General features: G+C 63.1%; 15 protein-coding genes and 2 pseudogenes. 7 read left to right on the forward strand and 10 right to left on the reverse strand.

Translation table 11 applies throughout. The annotated features are described in order from the left end of the window. Positions 1–96: 96 nt before the first annotated feature. Together NKJ18_RS13145 and NKJ18_RS13150 are read left to right on the forward strand one after the other, a co-directional pair. Positions 97–2376, forward strand: coding sequence for an NADP-dependent malic enzyme (locus tag NKJ18_RS13145; protein ID WP_352758375.1), 2280 nt, complete (start codon positions 97–99; stop codon positions 2374–2376). 207 nt (positions 2377–2583) lie between these two features. Continuing rightward, positions 2584–3657 (forward strand): diguanylate cyclase domain-containing protein, encoded by a 1074-nt coding sequence (locus tag NKJ18_RS13150; RefSeq protein WP_352758376.1) that lies wholly within the window; start codon positions 2584–2586, stop codon positions 3655–3657. 98 nt (positions 3658–3755) lie between these two features. On the opposite strand, the gene NKJ18_RS13155 is transcribed toward NKJ18_RS13150, so the two are convergent. The 3 genes from NKJ18_RS13155 to NKJ18_RS13165 all read right to left on the reverse strand — a co-directional run bounded on the left by NKJ18_RS13155 (position 3756) and on the right by NKJ18_RS13165 (position 7390). Beyond that, positions 3756–4922, reverse strand: a complete 1167-nt coding sequence (locus NKJ18_RS13155) for a porin (protein WP_352758377.1) — start codon at positions 4920–4922, stop codon at positions 3756–3758. A 380-nt stretch (positions 4923–5302) separates the two neighbouring features. After that, complete coding sequence (locus NKJ18_RS13160) at positions 5303–6007, reverse strand: antitoxin Xre/MbcA/ParS-like domain-containing protein (protein WP_023806134.1); 705 nt, start codon at positions 6005–6007, stop codon at positions 5303–5305. A 390-nt stretch (positions 6008–6397) separates the two neighbouring features. Continuing rightward, complete coding sequence (locus NKJ18_RS13165; protein ID WP_352758379.1) at positions 6398–7390, reverse strand: adenosine kinase; 993 nt, start codon at positions 7388–7390, stop codon at positions 6398–6400. Between the two features lie 215 nt (positions 7391–7605). Between NKJ18_RS13165 and NKJ18_RS13170 the strand changes: the two genes are divergently transcribed. Then, on the forward strand, positions 7606–8508 hold the full coding sequence (locus NKJ18_RS13170; protein WP_023672873.1) for a DMT family transporter: 903 nt from the start codon (positions 7606–7608) through the stop codon (positions 8506–8508). Positions 8509–8706: 198 nt separating this feature from the next. Beyond that, positions 8707–9407 (forward strand): annotated as a pseudogene (locus NKJ18_RS13175) (sulfate transporter family protein). A gap of 5 nt (positions 9408–9412) precedes the next feature. Here NKJ18_RS13175 and NKJ18_RS13180 read toward each other — a convergent pair. The 6 genes from NKJ18_RS13180 to NKJ18_RS13205 form a co-directional block, all read right to left on the reverse strand. Then, a complete protein-coding gene (locus NKJ18_RS13180) occupies positions 9413–10411 on the reverse strand; it encodes a proline racemase family protein (protein WP_352518561.1) in 999 nt (332 codons plus the stop codon). Positions 10412–10423: 12 nt separating this feature from the next. Continuing rightward, complete coding sequence (locus NKJ18_RS13185) at positions 10424–11227, reverse strand: isocitrate lyase/PEP mutase family protein (protein WP_023672876.1); 804 nt, start codon at positions 11225–11227, stop codon at positions 10424–10426. Positions 11228–11303: 76 nt separating this feature from the next. Beyond that, entirely contained in the window at positions 11304–12020 is a 717-nt protein-coding gene (locus tag NKJ18_RS13190) for a hypothetical protein (protein ID WP_352758380.1), read from the reverse strand. 85 nt (positions 12021–12105) lie between these two features. Then, positions 12106–12765 carry an HAD family hydrolase gene (locus tag NKJ18_RS13195; protein ID WP_023713561.1) on the reverse strand — a complete coding sequence of 220 codons (660 nt, stop codon included), beginning with the start codon at positions 12763–12765 and terminating at the stop codon, positions 12106–12108. A gap of 1 nt (position 12766) precedes the next feature. Further along, positions 12767–13252 carry a dUTP diphosphatase gene (dut, locus tag NKJ18_RS13200; protein ID WP_023672879.1) on the reverse strand — a complete coding sequence of 162 codons (486 nt, stop codon included), beginning with the start codon at positions 13250–13252 and terminating at the stop codon, positions 12767–12769. Positions 13253–13337: 85 nt separating this feature from the next. After that, a complete protein-coding gene (locus NKJ18_RS13205; protein WP_023672880.1) occupies positions 13338–13808 on the reverse strand; it encodes an Lrp/AsnC family transcriptional regulator in 471 nt (156 codons plus the stop codon). A 113-nt stretch (positions 13809–13921) separates the two neighbouring features. On the opposite strand from NKJ18_RS13205, the gene NKJ18_RS13210 reads away from it, so the two are divergent. From NKJ18_RS13210 to NKJ18_RS13220, 3 genes and pseudogenes are all read left to right on the forward strand, one after another. After that, entirely contained in the window at positions 13922–14176 is a 255-nt protein-coding gene (locus tag NKJ18_RS13210; RefSeq protein WP_023685117.1) for a DUF6356 family protein, read from the forward strand. A 15-nt stretch (positions 14177–14191) separates the two neighbouring features. Beyond that, a pseudogene (locus NKJ18_RS13215) lies at positions 14192–14988 on the forward strand (class II glutamine amidotransferase). 301 nt (positions 14989–15289) lie between these two features. Then, entirely contained in the window at positions 15290–16663 is a 1374-nt protein-coding gene (locus tag NKJ18_RS13220) for an amidase (protein WP_023816919.1), read from the forward strand. Here NKJ18_RS13220 and NKJ18_RS13225 read toward each other — a convergent pair. Then, complete coding sequence (locus tag NKJ18_RS13225) at positions 16657–17730, reverse strand: NAD(P)/FAD-dependent oxidoreductase (RefSeq protein WP_352758382.1); 1074 nt, start codon at positions 17728–17730, stop codon at positions 16657–16659. The two genes, NKJ18_RS13220 and NKJ18_RS13225, sit on opposite strands and share 7 nt — an antisense overlap. Positions 17731–17820: the final 90 nt, after the last annotated feature.

The raw sequence follows: 17820 nt of genomic DNA on the forward strand, positions 1-17820 counted from the left end.
GCGATTTACAGCGGTGGCGTGTAGCCTTAATTCGGAAGTTTCAAAAACACGCACCCGTCTCAAGGGGGCGACACCGGCGAGGAAATCAAAAGCATCATGGCCAAGAAAACCGAAAATAGCGGCCCCTCCGTCAGCGCCGAGGAGGCGCTGGAATTCCACGCCATGGGCCGCCCCGGCAAGCTGGAGATCGTCGCCACCAAGCCGATGGCGACGCAGCGCGATCTGAGCCTCGCCTATTCGCCGGGTGTCGCGGTTCCTGTGCTGGCCATTGCCGAAGACCCCAGCCGCGCTTTCGACTACACGACGCGCGGCAACATGGTCGCCGTCATCTCCAACGGCACCGCCATTCTCGGCCTCGGCAATCTCGGCGCGTTGGCCTCCAAGCCGGTGATGGAAGGCAAGGCGGTGCTGTTCAAGCGCTTCGCCGATGTCGATTCCATCGATCTCGAGGTCGACACCGAGGATGCCGACGAATTCATCAATTGCGTGCGCTTTCTCGGCCCGTCCTTCGGCGGCATCAACCTGGAAGACATCAAGGCGCCGGAATGCTTCATCATCGAGCAGCGGCTGCGCGAACTGATGGACATCCCGGTCTTCCATGACGACCAGCACGGCACCGCCATCATCTCGGCCGCCGGGCTGATCAACGCGCTGGAGATCACCGGCCGCGACATGAAGACCACGAAAATGGTCTGCAACGGCGCCGGCGCCGCCGGCATTGCCTGCATCGAACTGATGAAGGCGATGGGTTTCGCCCCGGAAAACATCATCTTGTGCGACACCAAGGGTGTCGTCTACCAGGGCCGCACCGAAGGCATGAACCAGTGGAAGTCGGCGCATGCGGTCAAGACCGCCACGCGCAGCCTGGCCGAGGCGCTGGATGGCGCCGACGTCTTCCTCGGCCTGTCGGCCAAGGGCGCATTGACCACCAGGATGGTGCAATCGATGGCCAAGAACCCGATCATCTTCGCCATGGCCAATCCCGACCCGGAGATCACGCCGGAGGAAGTGGCCGAAATCCGCACCGACGCCATCATGGCCACCGGGCGTTCCGACTACCCCAACCAGGTCAACAATGTGCTGGGCTTTCCCTACATCTTCCGCGGTGCGCTGGATGTCAGGGCCACCACCATCAATGACGACATGAAGATCGCCGCAGCGAGAGCGCTGGCCGACCTGGCGCGCAAGGACGTGCCCGACGATGTCGCCGCCGCCTATCAGGGCAACCGGCCGAAATTCGGCCCGAACTACATCATCCCGGTGCCGTTCGATCCGCGCCTGATCTCGGCCATCCCGCTCGCGGTGGCCAAGGCGGCGATGGAGTCGGGCGTCGCCCGCAAGCCTATCCTCGACCTCGACCGCTACGCGCAGGAGCTGTCGGCCCGCCGCGACCCGATCGCTTCGACCTTGCAGCGCATCTACGATCGCGTCCGCCGCCAGCCCAAGCGCATCGTCTTTGCCGAGGGCGAGGAAGAACAGGTGATGCGCGCCGCCGTCTCCTATGTGAACCAGAAGCTCGGCACCGCGATCCTGCTCGGCCGCGACGATGTAATCAAGGAAAACGCCAGGCACGCCGGCATCGACCTGAACAAGCAAGGCATCGAGATCATCAATGCCAGGCTTTCGCGCCGCAACGGCATCTACACCGATTATCTCTACGAGCGCATGCAGCGCAAAGGCTTCCTGTTCCGCGACTGCCAGCGGCTGATCAACAACGACCGCAACCATTTCGCTGCCTGCATGGTGGCGCTGGGCGATGCCGACGGCATCGTCACCGGCGTCACCCGCAACTATTCCACGGCGCTTGACGATATCCGCCGCGTCATCGACGCCAAGCCCGGACACCGCGTCATCGGCGTCTCCATCGTGCTCGCGCGGGGCAAAACAGTCCTCGTCGCCGATACCGCCGTGCACGACATGCCCAATGCCGAGCAGATCGCCGACATCGCCGAAGAGGCGGCGGGATTTGCCCGCCGCATGGGCTACGAGCCGAGGCTCGCCATGCTTGCCTATTCGACCTTCGGCCACCCGCAGGGCGAACGTTCCGAGCGCGTGCAGGAAGCGGTGCGCATCCTCGACAAGCGCCGCGTCGATTTCGAATATGACGGCGAGATGGCCGCCGACGTGGCGCTCAACGCCCGCGCCATGGCGCAATATCCGTTCATCCGGCTGACCGGCCCTGCCAATGTGCTGATCATGCCGGCGTTCCACTCGGCCTCTATCTCGACCAAGATGCTGCAGGAACTCGGCGGCTCCACCGTCATCGGCCCGCTGCTGGTCGGCTTGAACAAACCGGTCCAGATCGTCTCGCTCAACGCCAAGGATTCGGACATCGTCAACATGGCTGCGATCGCGGCGTATACGGCGGGTGCTTGAGGGGCGGTCCGCGCCGCGGACTGTCTTTTTCCTGCTTGGGCGGAGTCGCTGGCGTTGCAGCGGCTCGTGTCGCCGAACGCTTGCACCGATGGCCTATTCGCGCCACCCCATAAGAGATTGATAACATTCACCTGATATAGAACCCCTCTCGCCGACCTGCCGTAACGGCATTTATGGCGCGCTCAGACCGCTAACGGGGGTGCGGCCATGAAGCATGACGGGGTTTCTGCATCCGCGGTTGGCCAGGGGGTCTACCACGACGAGCGGCTAGACGCGCTGCTCAGCATCACCGGCCGCATGGACGGTTATCTCTACCGTTGCCGCAACGATGCGTCCTACACCATGCTCTACATCAGCGACGGCATCTTCACCGTCAGCGGCTACCGGCCGAGCAATTTCATCCACAACGCGGTGCGCGACTATGTCTCAGCCATCCACCCGGACGATCTCGCCGCCGTCTATGCCGCCGTCGACACCGCGATCGAGGCGCGGTGTAACTGGAATGTCGACTACCGCATCGTACCGCAGGTCGGCGAGCCGCTCTGGGTCCGCGAGATCGGTGGCGGCGTCTGGGATGAAGCCGGCGAACTGGAATTCCTCGAAGGCTTCGTCGTCGACATCAGCGACCGCAAGGTCGTCGAGGATCTCAACGCCGAACTGCTTTTGGAGCTGAAGGCTGCCAATGAGGAGCTGTCAGCGCAAAAGCGCGAGATCGAGCTGGCCAAGCAGCAGAGCGACCATTCGGCCAACCACGACGCGTTGACCGACCTGCCCAACCGGCGCGCCTTCCACAACGAACTCAAATTGGTGATCGACCGTTGCGCCGGCACCGGCGATGCAGCCGGTCTTCTGTTCATCGACCTCGACCGGTTCAAGCAGGTCAACGACACGCTCGGCCACGAGGCTGGCGATGCGCTGCTGCAGCGCGTGTCGGACAAGCTGCGCACGATCCTGCGCAGCGCCGATTTCGTCGCGCGGCTCGGGGGTGATGAGTTTGCCTTCCTGTTTTCGGGGAACGCGGAGCAGGCCAGGGAGAAGGCCGTGCGCGTGGCGGAGCGCGTGCTGGAGCGGCTGCGCATCAAGGTTCCCGCTCCGGGTGGCGACATCCATGTCGGCTGCACTGTCGGCGTTGCGATCTATCCGACGGAGGCTGCCGATCCGGATGCGCTGGTCGCGCTCGCCGACCGGCTCATGTACATCGGCAAGAAAAACGGTCGCGACCGGCTGGTCACCACCGACGCTTTGGGGCTCGAAGCCGGCGAGCTTCGCCAGTCCGCCTGAACGAAGCGCTCATCGCGACGACACAGCGACGCCCGGTGCTCGAATGAAAAAGGCCCACAGCGTGCGCTGCGGGCCTTTTCCTATGATGGGTCGGTAGATCAGAACGAGCGCTGGAAGCGGAGGATGCCGCCAAGGCTGCTCTTCTTGTTGGCCTTGGTCCAGTTGTTGAAGTCAGCGTCGCCGAATTTTCCGGCATTGAGGTAATCGACTTCAGCCGTGACGGTAAAGCCAGGCACGACGGTATAGGCAACGTTAGCGGCGACGCCGAGGTTCTTCCAGTCGTCATAAGAGACCTGAGCGTTGAACGACGTCTTGTCGTTGAACTTGTAGGTGCCGCCACCCCAGATTGCCCAGTTGCCGCCCCACTGCTTGTAGAAGCCGCGACCGTGAGCATCGATAGTGTTGCCCGCGTCGTCGGTGAGGTTGTCATCGGTGCCGTAGCCGCCCATGACGAAGAGCGTGAACTCCTTGCTGACATTGACGTCCAAGCGGACCTTGCCTGCCACTTCCTCGTAGTTGCTGTCATAGGCGACGACGCCCGTGACCGAACCCCAGTCGCTCTTGTACTTCAGGCCGCCGACGACATGCGGAACGTAGCTGTCGATGGTGCCAACCGCGCCCGCGCCTTCTTCGAGAGAGACCACGGCGGAGAAGCCATTGCCTGCGTCGAAGTAGTACTGAACGACGTTGCTCTCCTGTCCGCCATACGGAACCAGCGTGTCCTGGATGACGGCGCCGGCATAGTTGGTGAACGTATCGAAAGCCGTGTCGTCCTTACCGACGCGCAGGCCACCGAGCTGAATGTAGGCGTAACGCAGCGACAGCGCCTTGTTGCGGCCCTGCCAGTCGTTAGCATTGGAAGAGGCTTGATTAAGATAGTCGCCATTGCTGTTGCCGAAATTGAAGCGGGTCTCGGTGTAGGTCTTAAAGGTGCCGAGTTCGGTTTCCTGGCCGGTCCAGGTCTTCAGCGTGAAGCGGGCGTTCTTGGAGAAACTCGAATTCGTACCGTCCTCATGGTCAGGGACATGGTTGGCACCATCGAATGAGCCGGCATCGCCGGCGCCGATGTCGTAACGGACGTAGCCGGCGATGCGCAGGCAGGTCTTGGTGCCGGGGATGTAGAAATAGCCCGAGCCGTAGACGTCGCAGATCTTGACGTATTCGGCCGGTTCCGGCTCGGCGACGACGACCGCGTCGGCGGCGCGTGCGCCCGAAACCGCGATCAGTGCCGCGGCGGAGCCGAGCAGAAGGCTCTTGATGTTCATTTTCTTGAATCTCCAGTCAAAGGTTCAAATCAGGTCGGACATGGCTCTGCGGCCTGCCGCTTCACCCCATACTGAAAGCCGCGCATCGCGCCGTGCTCCCGCCTCCGACATGGCCCATGCCGAGGCGGCGATCAACAGAGATTGTGTCGGGAAAGCGCCTTTCCGACTCTTCAAAAAGTATTGTTGCGCAATTATCACGTCATGTTTCTGACATGATGGCACATGTGGCACAATCGGTACATAAAGGACGGTGATATATAGAATTATGGAGTAGAATTTGATCTGCGAAGCCGGTTATAGTTCGCTTTGACGCTTATTTACCCGACTTACTATTTCCCGAGGCTAATCGGTGGGGGATCGATCGAAATCCCCACGGAAAATCAGACCGGCGAAAAATCGCGTGCGGCCAGCACGACCTGCTGCACCATGTCCTGTTTGAGCATGTCGATCGGGATGCGGCCGCCGAGTTCCGGCGCGGCGCGGTTCAGCCAGAACCAGGCAAGCCTTGGATTGGCGATCGCCGACAGCACCTCGCTGATTCCCGTAGCTGGCCTGCCGTCGACGAACTGGGCCAGCGGGAAGACATGCTTGCGGCCGCCCTTGCGCAGCGCAATGACCTCGCCCCGTCTTTGCCAGCGATGCAACGTCGAGCGTGGAATGCGGAATTTCTCTTCCAGATAGGTCGACCCGGCGACTTCGCCGGCCCAGTCCTCGATCAGCATCGATTGAAGCATGCGCTCGCCCGGCGGGTGGGATGCCACCTTGCCGGGTTCGGCTGCCGTCGTCGGCTCGTCAACCGCGACGATTGCCGCGTCGCGGCGCGTCGCCTTGCCGGCAATAGACTGGACGAAGTCGGTGGCGAGCGCAGTCCACTCGCCTCGGAAGGCATCGACCGCAAGCAGCTGCGCCTGCGAAAGGAAAGTCAGCGCGGCGGCAACGCTGCCGGCAATGGCGCCGGCCGAAGCCAATGCCTGCGGGTCCATGGCTATGCCGTGCTGGACCAGTGCCTGCTGCACCGCCTCGGCCACGAGGCCTGCCAAGGCCTCCTGCGAAATCCCGTCCGTCTGGTTCTGAAATCTGGTCATGCATCTGTCTTGCTGGCCACACGCTCCTCCCAGGCTGTGGCCGGTTGGTTGAACGGCTATAGCGGAGAGCTGAAAGCGCGGCGACAACAGACGCAGCGACCCGACAGGTTGCTGTCTTGCATTTTGACACCCCAACGGTCTGTGGGCGCTTCGAAATGTCAGTCGCGAGACGCCTCACTGTGCGTGTAGGTCTGCTCTGTGACAAGCGCACGACAGGTGGGCTTCTTCCTTCTCCCCTTGTGGGAGAAGGTGGATCGGCGCGGAGCGCCGAGACGGATGAGGGGTGTTCCAGCTTGGCGCCAGCTTACCCCTCACCCGGATTGCCAGCCGATTTGTGAAGGACAAATCGGGGCAATCCGACCTCTCCCACAAGGGGAGAGGTAAGAGGCGCTATAGCAGTCCGGCCAGTTGGGCCGCGCTGCGCAGGTTCTGCCGCGGCCGTGGCCCGAGCTGCTGGATCACCAGCCCGGCGGCCAGCGAGCCGAGATCGCCGCAATCCTGCAGGCTGCGCCCCGAGGTGTAGCCGTAGAGGAAACCGGCGGCGTAGAGGTCGCCGGCGCCGGTGGTGTCGACCAGTTCGCGGATCGTCGTCGCCTGGATGGTGACAGTCTCGTCGCCGCGCACGATCACCGAGCCTTTTTCGGAGCGGGTGACGGCGGCGATCTTGCAGTCTTTGCGGATCGCCGCCAGCGCCTCGTCGAAGGATTTGGTCTGGTAGAGCGACTTGATCTCGTGGCTGTTGGCAAAGACGACGTCGACAGTGCCCGAGCGCATGAGGTCGAGGAACTCGTCCCGGTAGCGGTCGACGCAGAACGAATCAGACAACGTCATCGACACTTCGCGCCCGGCCTCGTGTGCGAGCTTCGCCGTCTGCCGGATCGCCTCCTTGGCGCGCGGCGGATCCCACAGATAGCCCTCGAAATAGGTAACCTTGGCGCCGGATGCCTTGTCGGCCTCGACGTCTTCCGGCCCGAGTTCGATGCAGGCGCCGAGATAGGTGTTCATCGAGCGCTCGCCGTCGGGGGTGACGAAGATCATCGAGCGCGCCGTCGGCGGCTGGCCCTCGAGCGGCCGGGTGTCGAAGGCGACGCCCTGGGCATGGATGTCATGGGCGTAGATTTCGCCGAGCGGATCGTTCGACACCTTGCCGAAGAAGGCGGCGCGGCCGCCGAAGCTGGCAATGCCCGCCGCCGTATTGCCGGCGCTGCCGCCGGAGGCCTCGATCGCCGGCCCCATGCGGCTGTAGAGGAGCTCGGCGCGCTTGGTGTCGATGAGGTTCATCGCACCCTTGATGATGCCGTTGGTCTCGAGAAAAGCGTCGTCGCACTGGGCGATGATGTCGACAATGGCATTGCCGATGCAAAGCACGTCATAATCCGGCATCAATGTCTCCGCCCTGGAACCTGCCGGCTTTCTGCCGCGCCCGGGCGGGTCTACAGCATCACCCCGAAAAATGGCAACCGATTTCCATCCTTTGCCGGCCCAAGCCGGCGCGCGCCTCTGGGACGAGGCTCCATCACAGTTCGACCGTGGCCGAAGCATCTGACCGCCGGGTCGCCTACAAGCTTGGCGTCAAATCAAGCGCTGGAAGCACCCGCATGCAAGCAAAGACCGACATGACCACCGAACTGGCGCTGCTTGGCGTGCTGGCCGCCCTGTGGGGCGCGTCCTATACCTTCATCAAGATCGGTGTCGAGACGATCCCGCCGATATCCTTCATCGCTGCCCGCACCTTGATTGCCGGCGCCATCCTGCTCGCGCTGATCCGCTGGCGCGGCCTCGCCATGCCCAAGGACAGCGCGACCTTGTGGCGGTTCATGGTCCAGGCCTGCCTCAACAGCGTCGTGCCGTTCACGCTGATCGCCGCCGCCGAGCGCTCCATCGACGCCGGTCTGGCCACCATTCTCAACGCGACCTCGCCGATCTTCACCTTCCTGCTGACCGCGCTTATCACCCGCCATGAATCCGTGACCGCACGCAAGCTGTTCGGTGTCGGTGCCGGCATCGCCGGCATTTGCCTGATCGTCGGCACCCAGGCGCTTGGCGGGCTCGGCCATCAATTGTGGGCGCAGCTTGCCGTCATTGCCGCCACGGTCTGCTATGCCGGCGCCGCCATTTTCGGCCGCAGCTTTAGGGGACTCGACCCGATGCTGCCGGCCGCCGGCTCGATGCTGTGCGGCGCGGTCATCCTCGTCCCCTTGAGCCTGGCCTTCGACCGCCCGTGGACGCTGTCGCCTTCAATGGCGTCGATACTGGCCTTGTTGGCATTGTCGGTGTTCTCCACGGCGCTGGCCTTCTGCATCTTTTTCCGCCTCATCCACACGCTTGGTTCGGTCGGCACGACGTCGCAGGCCTATCTGCGCGTGCCGATCGGCGTCGGCATCGGCGTCCTGTTCCTCGGTGAAAGCCTTGGGCCGACAGCTTTCTGGGGCATGGGCTGCGTCGTCGCCGGCGTTGCGGCAATGACCATCCCCGCCCGCTCCCGGGCGCTGGCGCGCTAGATCGTGATGAGATTTGGTTGAAATCTCATCATGATCTAGCCCTTTGTTGGAGCATGATCTTTTCCAAAAACCGGTACCCACTTTTTGGGATCATGCTCTAGTTCCCGTCCGGAATTGCGCCCGCTCCAGCAGGCTTGCGGCTGACAGGGTCTCCGCCTATGTCGGAGATATCCGTTTGTTCCTGGGGGTGGAAACGCCGTGATCTCCAACGCTGCCCGCGCCGCCTTCAGCCGGCTGTTTTCTCCCGAATTCCGCGCGGTTTTCCTGAAGACGCTGGGCTTGACCGTCCTGGCGCTGGTCGCCTGTGGTTCGTCTTGACCGGGCTTGTCGATTGGCTGGCCCTGCCATGGGTTCACTCCTTGCTGCCCGGCCTGCCGTCCTGGGCCGGATGGCTGAGCGGCATCATCGCTGCCATCGCGCTTGCCTTCGGGATGGCGCTGCTGATCGCGCCGGTGACGGCAATCGTGGCGGGCCTGTTTCTCGACGACATCGCCGAAGTGGTCGAGCGCACCGACTATCCGGCCGATCCCGTCGGACGCGCCATGCCGGCGCTGCGCTCGCTCGTGTTGTCGGTGAAATTCTTCGGCGTCGTCATCCTGGGCAACATCGTCGCCTTGCTCCTTCTGTTGGTTCCAGGCGTCAACATCGCCGCCTTCTTCATCGTCAACGGCTATCTGCTCGGACGTGAATTCTTCGAATTCGCCGCCATGCGCTTCCGCCCGGAAGATGAGGCGAGGGCGTTGCGCCGGAAATATGCCGGCACCGTCTTTCTGGCCGGGCTGCTCATCGCTGCCTTCCTCGCCGTGCCCCTGCTCAACCTGCTGACGCCGCTCTTTGCCGCCGCCATGATGGTGCATCTGCACAAGGCGGTCGGCGCGCGGGAGAGCGCCGGGCGATAGGCCTATCAACGCAGAAGAAAACCGCGTCCCAATTCGTCATCCGGCTCGACGGTGAATTCCGCCCGGCCCGAATAGTAGGCGCGGCCGCCGACGCGGGCGATGATCGCATCATGCGGGCCGGCCATGGTCGTGCGCGCCACCGCTCCGGAAAAGCGCGAGCCGGCGATGCTTTCGAAGGACCGCTCCTGACCAGGGTTGATTTCACCCTTGGCATGCATTGCCGCCAGCCGCGCGGTGACGCCGGAGCCGGTCGGCGAGCGGTCGACCTCGGCATCGGCAAAGACGCAGATGTTTTTCGTTGCCTCGCTGGAGAACGCATCTCGTCCATCGGTGAGGATGGTGCCGTAGAGGAAAGCGAGATCGGCATGGTCGGGATGCGATAGAGGGAACTCCGCCTTCAGCCGCTCGGTCAGCGCGGTTGCCGCGTCGACGAAATCGCGCACCCGGCTGCGGCCGAACTCCAGGCCGAATTGATGGCAGTCGGCCAGCGCGTAGAAGGCGCCGCCATAGGCGATGTCGAACGCAATCTTGCCGTATCCCGCCAATTCGATTTGTTGGTCATGGGCAAACAGAAAGGCCGGCACGCTTTCGAACGACACGGATCCCGCTTTGCCGTCCTTGACCTCCACCGAAGCGACGACCATGCCGCACGGCGCCTCGATGTTGACCATGGTGATTGGCTCCTGTTTCGCCACCAGTCCTTCGTCGACGGCGTAGCGGCCAAGCGCGATGATGGCGTGGCCGCACATGGTGGAATAACCCTCATTGTGCATGAACAGCACGGCCAGGTCGGCGCCGGGCAGGTCGGGCTCCACCAGCAGCGCGCCATACATGTCGTAGTGGCCGCGCGGCTCGAAGATCAGCAGCTTGCGCAAATGGTCGAGGTGGTCGCGCACATAGGCGCGCTTTTCCAGGATCGTGCCTTTGGGAATGTCTGGATAGCCGTCCGTGACGATCCTGACCGGCTCACCGCCGGTGTGCATGTCGACGACGGTGAGCGTCATGCGCCGGGACCCCTACCCTGAGGATTTGGAAAACAGCGCCTGCAATTTGCCGAACGGCATGGCGGCGCGGGTGAAGCCGAACGTGCCGTCCTGCTGGATCTCTCGCGCCGCGGTTTCCAGCATGCCGAAGGCGAAATTGGTCAGCCACGGCCCAAGCGAGATGCGCTTGACCCCGGCCATGGCGAGGTCGGCGATGGTGAAGGCCGGGAGTGCCATGACATTGACCGGCCTGCTCACTGCCGAGCAGACGTTCCGGATGGTCTCGACATCTTTGAGGCCCGGCGCATAGAGCACGTCGGCGCCGGCCTTTTCGAAGGCCTGCAGCCGCTTGATCGTGTCGTCGAGATCCGGTTTGCCCCAAAGGAAATTCTCGGCCCGCGCGGTGAAGACGAAATCATGCTTGAGCGCCCGTGCGGCTTCAGCAGCAGCTGCAACGCGCTCGACGGCGTGTGAAAACTCATAGATGGGCTTGTCGGGATCGCCGGTATGGTCCTCGATCGAGCAGCCGGCGAGACCTGCCGCTTCGGCCGCAAAAACCGTCTCGGCGGCACTCGTCGCGCTGTCGCCCTTGCCTTTCTCGAGATCGGCCGACACCGGCAGGCTGGTTGCCGCCGTCAGCTCGCGGCAATGGTGGATCATCGCCTCGAAGGTCACTGCGCCATCGGGCAGGCCGCGCGAGAAGGCAAAACCGGCGCTGGTGGTCGCCAGCGCCTTGAAACCGAAGGACGCCAGGAGCTTGGTCGTGCCGACATCCCAGGGGTTGGGCATGACGAAGGTCGAGGCGTGCAGGTCGCGAAAGATCTTGCCCTTGTCCATGAGTGCTCCCTTCAGATGCGAAATGCCGGCAGATTCTATCGTGCAGCAATGCACCGAGCAAACGAATGCGGTTGGCTCAGAAGCGTTTGGCGTTCTCTCCTGCCAATCTGTCCAGCGCATCGGAATCCTTGACATAGTGCAACGTTTTTTTGTCCCAATGATAGGTGACGGAAATTGCGTGGGCTTCAGGCTTGGGCGGCTGGTCGTCGCAGCTCTCGCCGTTGAGCACCGTGGCGTCGGTCACCGTCACTTTGACCGCGGCATAAGGCTGTCCGTCAGCGATCGTCTGGAAAGCAACGTCCTGCTTCCGGCTGTAGGCGCACAGGTTCTCATCGAAGGTGAAGATCATGTCGATCAGTTGGAATTTGTCGTCGCGCACCATGATCAGCGGCGTGATTGCGTAGTTTTGGCTTGAATTGAAATGCGCGCTCATGGTGATCACGATGTCGTCGTTCGGCCCAACGGAAAGCTTGCCCGGTTCACGGAAATAGGTGCCGCGGTCGAGCGCGACATTGACGGCGTCGAGCAGCTTCGGCTTGTCTGTGATGTCGTAGAGCGCCAGCACGGCATAGCCTTCGGCGCTGTCGGGAGAGTCGCCGAGGTCGTAGAGCATCGCCAGCCGGTCCTTGCCCCCGGCCTTGATGGCGAGCACGCCGGCGTTGGAGAGGCCCGATGTCTCAGGCGGCGAACCGCCGCCATCCGGTCCCTCGATGTGGCGCATCTCGATCGGCAATCCACCCCGGTAGAAACCGTTGCTGTAAAACAAAAAGATAGAGCGGTTCGCCGTTTCCATGAAACGGTGAAACGCTTTAGGATGGAGCGAAGCAGGTTCGTTGGCATGGGCGCCTCAGGCTGGCCGCGCGGAACCTAACACAGCTTCAGTGGATCGGCACCAGCCCGGCAAGTTCGCGCATGTCGTCGAACAGGACGCCGCCGGCGCTGGCCAGGCCATCGCGGTCGGAATAGGGATCGCCATGATAGGAATAGACACGCATGCCGGCGGCAATGCCGGCCTGCGTGCCGGCAACGCTGTCCTCGATGACGATGCAGTCGGCGGGCACAAAGCCCATGGTCTTTGCCGCATGCAGGAACAGGTCCGGGAACGGCTTGCCGCGGCTGACCATGGTCGAAGAGAACATGCCATGCTCGAACAGCGGCAGCAGCCCGGTCTGGCCGAGCGTGATGTGCATCTTCGAGATACGCGCGGAAGTGGCGACGCAATAGGGAATGCCGGCCGCGCGAACCGCCTCGATGAAGTCGCGCACATAGGGGATCGCCTCGACGCCATGCGCAAACAGATCGGGCAGGCCGGCATTCCAGCGATCGACGAAATCGGCGCCGAGCCGCACCGTGGTCGTCTCTTCGATTTCCTTCTGCACCGAAGCCATGCTGCGGCCGGAAAAATATTTACGGCAATATTCGAATGTGGTGGGATAACCGGCGGCAACAAACCACTCGGCAAGCCGCCGGTTGGCAAGGTTCTCGGTGTCGACCAGGATGCCGTCGCAGTCGAAGATGACCAGTTTCGGTATGCTCATTTCAGGCGGTGCCGGTCGATCCGAACCCGCCCGCGCCGCGCGTCGTGGCGCCGGCCAGCGAGCGCTCCTCAACCGTCACCTGCGTCACCGCGGCAAAGACGATCTGGGCAATGCGCATGCCGCGCGTCACCGCGAAATCCTCGTCGCCAAGGTTGATCAGCAGCACCTTGACCTCGCCGCGATAGTCGCTGTCGACCGTGCCCGGTGAATTGAGGACGGTCAGCCCATGCTTGAAGGCAAGGCCGGAGCGCGGCCGCACCTGGCCTTCCATTCCTTCGGGAATTTCCAGGATCAGACCGGTCGGCACCAAGGCGCGCTTGCCAGGCAGGATCAGCAGCGGCCGGTCTTCCGGCACCGCGGCGCGCAGATCCATGCCGGCGGCGCCGGTGCTTTCATAGGCGGGAAGGGGAAGTCCATCTCCATGCGGCAACCTGACGAAGCCGACAGTGGGACCAATGACGGAGGAATTTTGGAAGGCTGCGCGCATAAAATCGATCCTATCGGCGCGAACGGCGATTCGGTCAACTCGTCCGCAGGCCTATCAACGGCTTTCTTTCAGGCGTCAGTGTGACCTAGCGCAATTCCATCGGAACGACGGTCGTCTCCTTGATCTCCTCCATGACGAAGGAGGCCGAAACGTCCGACAGCGCCACCTTGGCGATCAGCCGCTGATAGAGCCGGTCATAGGCCTTCATGTCAGCGACGCGGGCGCGCAGCACGTAGTCGAGATCGCCGGACATGCGATAGACCCCGGTGATCTCGGGAAAACCGGTCACCGCCGCACGGAACTTCTGCAGCCAGTCCGGGTCATGATTGGAGGTGCGGATCAGGATGAACACCGAAAGTCCGAGCCCGAGCTTGTCGGCATCGACCAGCGCCACCCGTCCGGTGATGACGCCGTCCTCTTCCAGCCGCTTGACCCGGCGCCAGCAGGCGTTGCGCGACAGCGACACTTTTTCGGAGAGCTGATCGACCGATAGTGTGCCGTCGCGTTGCAGCTCGGCCAGCAATCTTCGGTCGATTTCATCAAATTCAAGCGCCATGTGGGATGAATGTCCCGAACCACGGCGTTAGACAAGGACAAATTGAGACCGATGAACCTTTACCCCGTGGCAGGATACCCACATCGGGGCTTATCCCGGCAGGAGGGATCACCATGACGACGCTGTTTTCGAAGCTGTTCACCTCTCACCCGGCCAAGGTGGGCGAGACCTATTTCAGCCATATGGCCTTTGCCGCCTGGTTCTGCTCGCGCCTCCTGATGGCCGCTGGTGCGGCACTCGTTCACGCTTTCTTGCCGTTTCTCTTCGAAACTACGGCAAGCCGAATCGTTCGCGAACTCTACGAGCGGACGCACAACAGAGGCTCGCACGCGGTCAAGGAGCCCCAGGCTCTCTTGGATCGCGCCTAGGATTGGTTAGAAGCCATGTGCCGATGGGCGGCCTATCTGGGTGAAGCGGTCTTCCTCGAAGACGTCGTCACCGCACCTTGCCACTCGCTGATCGCCCAGAGCCATTGCGCCCAGGAAGCCAAGTCGCCGACCAATGGCGACGGTTTCGGCCTTGCCTGGTATGGCGACCGGCCCGAGCCCGGCCTCTACCGCGACATCCTGCCGGCCTGGTCGGATCCCAATCTGAAAAGCCTATGCCGGCAGATCAAATCCGGCCTGTTCCTCGCCCATGTCAGGGCGTCGACCGGCGGCGCCACCAGCCGCATGAACTGCCATCCCTTCATCTCCGGCAACTGGTCGTTCATGCACAACGGCCAGATCGGCGGCTTCGAAAAGATCCGCCGCGCGCTGGAGAACTCGCTCTCTGACGCCGTCTTCGACCAGCGCGAGGGCACCACCGATTCCGAATTGTTTTTCCTGGTGATGATCGACGAGGGTCTTGCTGGCGACCCGCAAGGGGCAGTATCGCGCGCCACCGCTCGGGTTCTCTGGAGGCGTCACGCCACGCCGGTCTCGAACCGGCCTTGAAACTCACTGCAGCCCTTTCCGATGGGCGCGCGCTCTATGCCGTGCGCTACGCAAGCGATGCCCACGCACCGACGCTGTACACGTCGCTCCGCAACGGCGGTCGTTGCATCGTGTCCGAACCCTTCGACCGCGAAGGCGGCGACTGGCAGGCGATCCCGCCGGCGAGTTTTGTCACGATCACTGGCGATGGGATGAGCATTCGGCCGTTCGTGCCGGCTGTGGCAAGGCTGGCACTGGTCGTCTAGGCACTAGTCTAAGCCGCATTCCTTCGCGCCCCCCTCTGTCCTGCCGGACATCTCCCCCACGAGGGGGGAGATTGGAGGTCACGGCGGCCTTCGCCAATTTTCAACGCAGGAAAAGGGGCGCCGAAGCCAAAGCTGCCAATCTCCCCCCAAAGTGGGGGAGATGTCCGGCAGGACAGAGGGGGGCGCCGTAGAGCGCCAACCTCAACCGACCGGCAAGCGCAATTTTGATCAAGCGCCGATGATCTCCGAATGCTGAACTTGGTTTTAAACCGCGATACGTTTGGCAGCAGCCGGAGCAATCATGGACCTCGCCTTTTCCTCTACCATCGATCTCGCCGCCGCAATCGCGGCGCGAAAGATCTCCGCCGTCGAAGCTCTGGACGCCCATCTGGTCCAAATCGACCGACACAACGAGGCCGTCAACGCCATCGTCAATCTCGACCTCGAAGGCGCCCGTGAGCGCGCTGAAAACGCCGACGTGGCATTGGCGCATGGCGATGCGCTCGGCTCGCTGCATGGCGTGCCCTTCACCCTGAAGGATACGCACGAAACGGCCGACATGAAGACCACGGTTGGTTTCGCACCATTCGCCGACTATGTGGCAAAGGCAGACAGCCCGGTCGTCGCCCGATTGAAAGCCGCAGGCGGCATCCTGATTGGAAAGACCAATGTCGCGACGATGCTGGGCGACTGGCAATCGGACAATCCGCTGTTCGGTCGCACCAGCAATCCGTGGAACCGATCGCGCACGTCAGGCGGGTCCAGCGGTGGCGCAGCGGCAGCGGTGGCGACCGGCATGACGCCGTTCGATGTCGGCACCGACATGCAGGATTCGATCCGCCTGCCGTCGGCTTTTTGCGGCGTCTACGGGTTGAAACCGACCGAGCACCGCGTGTCCCTGGCCGGCGCCTTCCCCGATCCGAACGGCGCGGCGCGTAGCGTGCGGCTGATGTCCTGCCTCGGCCCGCTGGCGCGCAGCGTGGAGGATCTTGCGCTGATCTACAAAATCATCGCCGGCCCGGACGGAGCAGACACCGACCTCGCGCCGGTGCCCGTAGAGGCCATGCCCAGGCTCGACCTCAAGACATTGCGCATCGCCGTCGCGCCCTCCTTCCCCGGCTTTCCGGTGGCTGGTAAAATCGCTGCCGCGGTCGAAAGCCTGGCCAAGCGGTTGCAATCAGCAGGGGTGATTGTGGAAGAAGCGAACTTGCCTGAGATCGATCTGCATGACGATCTGGAGCAGGGCGGCGATCTGATCGGCATGATGCTGGAGGCAGCGCAGCCCGAACCGCCGGAGCAGCCAACGCCGATCACCAATTGGTTCGAGGCGCTCGCTCGCCGCGACCGCTCGATCCTGGCCTGGGACAGGTTCTTCGAAACCTGCGATGCCTTGCTGTGCCCGGTCGCCATGACCACGGCCTTCGCGCATTGTGAGCCCGGCACGCCGATCGAAGTCGACGGCAAGGAGCAAAGCTATTGGATGCTACCGGCCTATGGCGCGGTCTTCAATTATTCCGGCCATCCGGCACTCTCGCTGCCCTGCGGGCAAGACCGCGACGGCCTGCCTATCGGCCTGCAACTGGTCGGCAAGCGCTGGTCGGAATCGCGGCTGCTCGGCATCGCCAAGGCGATCGAAGCGCTGACCGGCGGCTTCAAGCGTCCGCCGGGCTACTGAGCAAACCGACCCAACCCATAAGGCGTCAGCAGCGGATCACGCTCGCCGTCGAGAATTTCGCGCGTGGCGAACAGCCCGACCGCGGGCGCCAGCGTTATGCCGGAATGCATGACGGCGACATAGAGACCTTCCGTGCCCTCGGCGCGGCCGATGATCGGAAAGCCGTCGATCGGCGTCGGCCGGTAGCCAACCGTGTGGAAATCGAATTCCAGTTCGTCGGCGCCGCGCAAAGCCGCCTTCATTGCTGCAAACAGCTCGCGCGCCGTGGCGTCGGGATTCTCACCGGGATCGCTCCCCGCGAAATCCGAGCCGGCGATGATGCGGCCCTCCGCCGTCTGGCGCATATGCAGCTTTTCGGCATGCACCAGCCCGTTGAGGAGCTTCTTGTAGGGCTGCGAGTGGACGATCAGACCGGGCGGCGTCTCGATTGGCAGCTTGATGCCGGCGGTAGCGGCAATATCGGGCGCCCCGACACCGGCTGCGATCACCACCTCTTCGGCTGGCATCAGCCCATGCGATGTATCGACACCGGCAATCCTGCCATCGGTCTGGACAAGTGCGGTTACAGAACTGGAGAGAACGCGCGCACCTTGCCGTTCTGCGTGGGCCAGCAGCGCCTTGGCCGCTGCGACCGGTTCGGCCACGCCTTCCTCCGCGACATAGACAGCGAATTCCGGCGGCTCGACGAGATTGGGCTCGATTTGCGCTGCCCGCCCGGCGTCGACGCGTTCGATGCCGTAACCCCAGCAAGCGTGCTCAGCCGCGTAGGCTTCGAGCCTGTCGGCCGGCAGATCCCAGCACAGCCCGCCGCACCAGGCGAGCGGCAGGCCGGGCAGCTCGTTTGCCAGCCGCTTCCATTCGGCCATCGCACGGATGCGCAGCCGGAAATAGATTTCGGGATTGCCCCAGCTGGCGTTGATCCAGGCAAAGGAGTTTGGCGTGGCGACGCCGCCGGCACCACTATCGGAAATCACAGTCACCCGCGCCCCGGCCTTGGTCAGGTGCCAGGCGATGGAAGCGCCGACAATGCCGGCGCCGATGACGATGACTTCTTTAGCGCTGCTCATACCGGACCTCTCAAAATGGGCTCCTCTGATGCCACCGCAGCGGGTTAAGCTCAAGGGCGGTCGAGGCCTGCCGGCCCGAAACGGTCGACA

It is taken from the genome of Mesorhizobium sp. M0217 (assembly GCF_040321955.1).
Taxonomy (GTDB): Bacteria; Pseudomonadota; Alphaproteobacteria; order Rhizobiales; family Rhizobiaceae; genus Mesorhizobium.

Excerpts from the sequence above, each read along its gene's own strand:
- NKJ18_RS13160 (WP_023806134.1), bottom strand. The coding sequence starts at position 6,007 with ATGACCAGATTTCAGAACCAGACGGACGGGATTTCGCAGGAGGCCTTG.
- NKJ18_RS13185 (WP_023672876.1), bottom strand. The coding sequence starts at position 11,227 with ATGGACAAGGGCAAGATCTTTCGCGACCTGCACGCCTCGACCTTCGTC.
- NKJ18_RS13150 (WP_352758376.1), top strand. The coding sequence starts at position 2,584 with ATGAAGCATGACGGGGTTTCTGCATCCGCGGTTGGCCAGGGGGTCTAC.
- NKJ18_RS13180 (WP_352518561.1), bottom strand. The coding sequence starts at position 10,411 with ATGACGCTCACCGTCGTCGACATGCACACCGGCGGTGAGCCGGTCAGG.
- NKJ18_RS13155 (WP_352758377.1), bottom strand. The coding sequence starts at position 4,922 with ATGAACATCAAGAGCCTTCTGCTCGGCTCCGCCGCGGCACTGATCGCG.
- dut (WP_023672879.1), bottom strand. The coding sequence starts at position 13,252 with ATGCGCGCAGCCTTCCAAAATTCCTCCGTCATTGGTCCCACTGTCGGC.
- NKJ18_RS13170 (WP_023672873.1), top strand. The coding sequence starts at position 7,606 with ATGCAAGCAAAGACCGACATGACCACCGAACTGGCGCTGCTTGGCGTG.
- NKJ18_RS13145 (WP_352758375.1), top strand. The coding sequence starts at position 97 with ATGGCCAAGAAAACCGAAAATAGCGGCCCCTCCGTCAGCGCCGAGGAG.
- NKJ18_RS13190 (WP_352758380.1), bottom strand. The coding sequence starts at position 12,020 with ATGGAAACGGCGAACCGCTCTATCTTTTTGTTTTACAGCAACGGTTTC.
- NKJ18_RS13205 (WP_023672880.1), bottom strand. The coding sequence starts at position 13,808 with ATGGCGCTTGAATTTGATGAAATCGACCGAAGATTGCTGGCCGAGCTG.
- NKJ18_RS13165 (WP_352758379.1), bottom strand. The coding sequence starts at position 7,390 with ATGCCGGATTATGACGTGCTTTGCATCGGCAATGCCATTGTCGACATC.
- NKJ18_RS13195 (WP_023713561.1), bottom strand. The coding sequence starts at position 12,765 with ATGAGCATACCGAAACTGGTCATCTTCGACTGCGACGGCATCCTGGTC.
- NKJ18_RS13225 (WP_352758382.1), bottom strand. The coding sequence starts at position 17,730 with ATGAGCAGCGCTAAAGAAGTCATCGTCATCGGCGCCGGCATTGTCGGC.
- NKJ18_RS13210 (WP_023685117.1), top strand. The coding sequence starts at position 13,922 with ATGACGACGCTGTTTTCGAAGCTGTTCACCTCTCACCCGGCCAAGGTG.
- NKJ18_RS13220 (WP_023816919.1), top strand. The coding sequence starts at position 15,290 with ATGGACCTCGCCTTTTCCTCTACCATCGATCTCGCCGCCGCAATCGCG.